6 protein-coding genes are annotated in these 4,404 nt (G+C 65.0%); 4 read left to right on the plus strand and 2 right to left on the minus strand.

All coding sequences use genetic code 11. The annotated features are described in order from the left end of the window. The coding region (locus ACRDUX_RS29955; RefSeq protein ID WP_526419322.1) for a RidA family protein at positions 1-167 on the plus strand (167 nt) is incomplete at its 5' end. 20 nt (positions 168-187) lie between these two features. Here the strand turns inward: ACRDUX_RS29955 and ACRDUX_RS29960 are convergent. Continuing rightward, positions 188-955, minus strand: coding sequence for a DUF1684 domain-containing protein (locus ACRDUX_RS29960; RefSeq protein ID WP_526419314.1), 768 nt, complete (start codon positions 953-955; stop codon positions 188-190). Next, the gene (locus ACRDUX_RS29965) at positions 952-2,025 is read right to left on the minus strand and encodes an LLM class flavin-dependent oxidoreductase (protein ID WP_526419316.1); all 1,074 of its coding nucleotides are present in this window, start codon (positions 2,023-2,025) and stop codon (positions 952-954) included. Before ACRDUX_RS29965 ends, ACRDUX_RS29960 begins: the two co-directional genes overlap by 4 nt. A gap of 361 nt (positions 2,026-2,386) precedes the next feature. On the opposite strand from ACRDUX_RS29965, the gene ACRDUX_RS29970 reads away from it, so the two are divergent. From ACRDUX_RS29970 to ACRDUX_RS29980, 3 genes are all read left to right on the plus strand, one after another. After that, a complete protein-coding gene (locus tag ACRDUX_RS29970; protein WP_526419324.1) occupies positions 2,387-3,106 on the plus strand; it encodes a TSUP family transporter in 720 nt (239 codons plus the stop codon). A 133-nt stretch (positions 3,107-3,239) separates the two neighbouring features. Further along, a complete protein-coding gene (locus ACRDUX_RS29975; RefSeq protein WP_526419318.1) occupies positions 3,240-4,028 on the plus strand; it encodes a TauD/TfdA dioxygenase family protein in 789 nt (262 codons plus the stop codon). 20 nt (positions 4,029-4,048) lie between these two features. After that, the gene (locus ACRDUX_RS29980; protein WP_526419320.1) at positions 4,049-4,291 is read left to right on the plus strand and encodes a hypothetical protein; all 243 of its coding nucleotides are present in this window, start codon (positions 4,049-4,051) and stop codon (positions 4,289-4,291) included. The last annotated feature ends 113 nt before the right edge of the window (positions 4,292-4,404 follow it).

Below are 4,404 nucleotides of genomic sequence, written 5' to 3' on the forward strand. Positions count from 1 at the left end.
GCGTATACCTCACCAAGCGGGAGGACTTCGCCGAGATGAATGCCGCCTACCAGGAATTCGTCACCGAGCACAGCGGGCAGGTTGCACTGCCTTGCCGCACCACGGTGTTCACCGGCCTGCCCAGGGAGGAGATGCTCATCGAGGTCGACGCGGTGGCCGTCGTCTGAGCGGGTCGCCGGGCCTGCCGTCAGCGTGGATTCTTCTCGCCTGCCTCGACGGCGATGGCGAGCTTGTTCTCGGCGGGCGCGACCGGGCACGTCGCGTAATCGGTGAACGAGCACGGCAGGTTCGCGGCCCGGTTGAAGTCGAGGGTCACCGTCCCGTCGGCCTTGGGTTCGGCGACCGAAAGCGACCTGGCGCCAGGGTACGTCGTCACTCCGCTGGTGGCGTCGGTGAACAGTACGTGCAACGAACCGTCCGGACGCCCGAAGGCGATCAACTGAAAAGTGGTGCCGTCCAGTTCGACGTCGATGGTGCCCACCGCGGTGTGATGGTGCTCGAGTCCTTCGACGACGGCACCCGTCGTCACGGTCTTGGGATGTCTGAATACCCTGAACGTGCCGACGACACGCCATGATTCGCTCGGCTCATAGGCTGGGATGCCGTGGTAGTCGTTCAGATGCGGTGACTTCGGATCGTGGACCCGCAGTGCGACGGAACCCGTTCGGCGGATGACCTCGATGCTGCGGTCCCCGGCCTCGACGTACAGTCCCGGTGCGCCCTCGATCGGTTCGAGGTAGTCGGTTCCGTCGATACCCTCGACGTACACCGCTTCGTCGTCGGCCCGCCACCGGCCCGGGAGGTCGGCGATGGTCGCGAATTCCTCGGTGAGCCAGTGCAAGCCGGTGATGCTCACCCAGCCGAGCGGATCGCCGTAGTAGCGCTCGCGCGCGGTGTGCCACTCATTCCACGCAGCTTCGAACGTGGGTGCCTCGGTGTCTCCGGTGACGGTCATGATGCGAACACTCCTTTGTCGGTCGATTGCGAGATGAGCGGCCTGCTCGGAATCTGCTGGCGCAGAGCGGGAGCGACATCGGACTGGAACAGTTCGAGGCTTCGGCGCTTCTGGGCGGGCGTCACGCCGTCGGCCTCTGCACTGAGGTGGATCACTTCGTGGCCCAGCTGCTCGTGGTAGCGGCTCACCTTGTCGATCACCTGCTGTGGGCTGCCGACCAGCGCCGAGCTTCGATCGATGAAATCCTCGATCGTGTCGAACACCACCGGCATCCCGACTCGCCGCTGAGCGGAGAGGCGCGCCTGGAACGCGGGCCGAAACTCGTCAACCGCCTGCTGTGACGTCGTGGCGACGTGGAAACCCGCGGTTCCCGCGCCGACGAGGGCGTCCTCTGGGCGATGGCCGTAGAACTCCCACCGCTGCCGGTAATGACGCACCAGTTCGGCATAGGGTTCGATCGGGTTGGTCACGTTGGCGGAGAAGATCGGGTCACCGTAACGGGCGGCCAGTTCGACCGACTCCGTGCTGGTCGCGCTGCCGTGCCAGATGCGGATCCGCTGCTGAAGAGGTCGGGGCAGCGCCTTGGCGTTGACCAGGGACGGACGGAACTGGCCGGACCACGTCACATCCTCGCTTTCCCATAGCTGGCGGAACAACTCGTAGCCCTCACGGTTGCGGTCCCACTGATCGCCCGCGGTCACGTGGAACAGTTCGGCCTGCGCGGCCCCATTGCCCTTGCCGATGATCAGTTCGAGCCGTCCACCGGACAGGTTGTCGAGCGTCGAATAGTCCTCGAACGCACGGACCGGGTCGAGCAGGCTCAACGTCGTCACGGCGGTGAATAGCGCGATCTCCGACGTTCTCGCTGCGATGTTGCTCAGCACTACCGGAGGAGACGACGAGATGAACGGATCCTCGTGACGCTCACCGACGGCGAAGCCATCGAAGCCGAGTTCCTCTCCGAGTACCGCGGCATCGATGACGTCGCGCAGCCGGTCGGCGGGGCTCTTCTTCTCACCCGTTGCCGGGTCCGGCTGGTGTGTGATCAGCGTGATCAGCAGGAACTTCACGATGCGCTCACCTGATCTCCTCCGTCGGCAGTCCGCGGGAGCACCCACCCGGAGCCGCAATCTCGTGGACCCGTGGAGATGGGTGTCGTCGACTTCAGAAACCCAGTGCACCACCGTTTCATTCCCGCATCGGCCGCAATGCTCATCATCGCTCACCTGTCAGTTATCTGCTAGATCGCGAAACGCGATGTGCCGCTTGATAGGGTGAGCGCGATAGCGTCTAGGGTTCCGACGCGCCCACGGGTGCGTGTCTGGTCCGAGCGACGCCACCGCAACTCCGGATGAGGTGCGGTCATCTGAACGGACAAAAGCCTGGAGGATCTCCGTCGGCGTGCCCCACGCCGACGAGAAGGTCCTGACCATGTTGGCTCTCGTCCTCGTCTTCCTTCTTGCGTTGGGTGCCGGAGCGCTCGGTGGTTTGGTCGGCACCGGTTCGTCACTCGTGCTGCTACCGGTGCTGGTGATGCTCTACGGGCCGCGCACCGCGATACCCATGATGGGCATAGCCGCGGTAATGGCCAACATCGCTCGGGTGGCGGCCTGGTGGCGAGAGATTCAGTGGCGACCCGTCGTTGCGTACGCCGTGCCCGGCGCCCCGGCTGCCGTGCTCGGTGCGCACACGCTGCTGACCATTTCGCCGAAGGTCGTCGACGGCCTGCTGGGTGCCTTCTTTCTCCTGATGATCCCGCTGCGGAGGGTGATGGCGGCACGGCAGTGGCGGCTTCGGTTGTGGCATCTTGCCGCCGCAGGCGTCGTCGTCGGTTTTCTGACCGGGCTGGTCCTTTCGACCGGACCGATGAGCGTTCCGGTCTTCACCGGATTCGGACTCAGCGGTGGTGCGTTCCTCGGATCGGAGGCTGCCAGCGCGTTGGTGCTCTACGCGGCCAAACTGGGCACCTTCGGTCAACTCGGCGCTCTCACGACGGGTCTCGTTGCCCGTGGATTGTTGATCGGGGCTGCGTTGATGATCGGCCCGTTCCTGATCCGCGGACTGGTGCGCCGACTTCACTCGCATACGTACGGCCTCCTCATCGACGTGGTCCTGGTGGTCGCCGCCGCAGGCATGTTCCTGGTCTCCTGACCACGGGCGGCCGACCGTCCCGCCAGATATGCGTTCCGTGATCCAAACCATTTCGCCTGCCCCGCAACGAGACTTACCGTGGGGCCGGATTCGCCATTCTCCGATTCACGCCATCCAGTTAGAGGTGAGGAAGATGACCACTACCCACACCGCCCCGTACGCGGTCGTACCCGCCAGCCCGCTCCTCGGCGCCGAGATCGTCGGCGTCGACTTGGCGCACGGTGTCGACGAGGCGACCGCTCACGCCCTACGGGAGGACTTCTGGCGGCACAAGGTCCTGGTGTTCCGCAACCAGCACCTGTCGCCGGATGCGCACGTGGACGCGGTGCGGATCTTCGACGAACCGTTCGACCACCCGCTGTGGCTGCGTCGCGACGAGCACAACCGGCTGGCGTACGTCTTCGATCTGGAGAAGGCCGGAAGTGCCTCGACGTGGCACGTGGGCGGGACCTGGCGGAACCCGCCGTTCAACATCGAGTCGCTGACCTATCAGGTGGTTCCTGAGATCGGCGGTCACACGCTGTGGGCGGATCTGCAAGCGGCCTACGACGGACTCTCCGAGCCGTTCAAGCAACTCTTGGAGTCGGTGAGCGCCGTCTACGACGCCTACCCCGGTGACGGGACGTACGACCGGCCGCCGGTGACGGAGACGGTCGAGCACCCGGTGGTGCGCACGCACCGTCACACCGGACGCAAGGGCCTGTTCCTGAGCTCGTCCGCGTTGCGCCTCACGGGTATCGACCCAGCCGAGGGCAAGGCGTTGCTTCCCTTCCTCCTGTCCCACGCCGCTTCACCCAATTACGCCGTCGACTTCGGTTGGAAGACAGGTGACTTCGTCATCTGGGACAACCAGGCCACGTGGCACTTCGCGGTCAACGACTATGACGGCCCGCGCGCCTACCGCAAGGTGATCGGCGGTTGATCGCATTGGAGGGTTCAGCAGTGACGGGTATTCCGAATCGCGCCATCCGGGGCAAGTCATTGGCGGCCGTACTCGGTGGCGCAGCCGTCGTGGCCATGGGCGCCATCAACGTCTTGAACGGCGGCGGGGCGTCCGATGGGACCGCACTCGTGTCGTCGGGTTCCATGAGCACGGGGCAGACCACCACCGTCCAATACTCGACGGTGGCGAAGGTGGCGGTCGCAGTTCCGGTCGTGAAGGCATCTCCATACGGACAGTCATAGACCGGGGACGCGCGGATTAAGTAGATCTGCATGGTGTGCGTAGTCGATGGTCGTTGTTTCCCGCGCCGGGGGAGTCGATGCTTTCCGAGTAGTTGCGCACGGCGGCGCCGACG

This window comes from Mycobacterium sp. (assembly GCF_050701675.1).
Taxonomy (GTDB): domain Bacteria; phylum Actinomycetota; class Actinomycetes; order Mycobacteriales; family Mycobacteriaceae; genus Mycobacterium.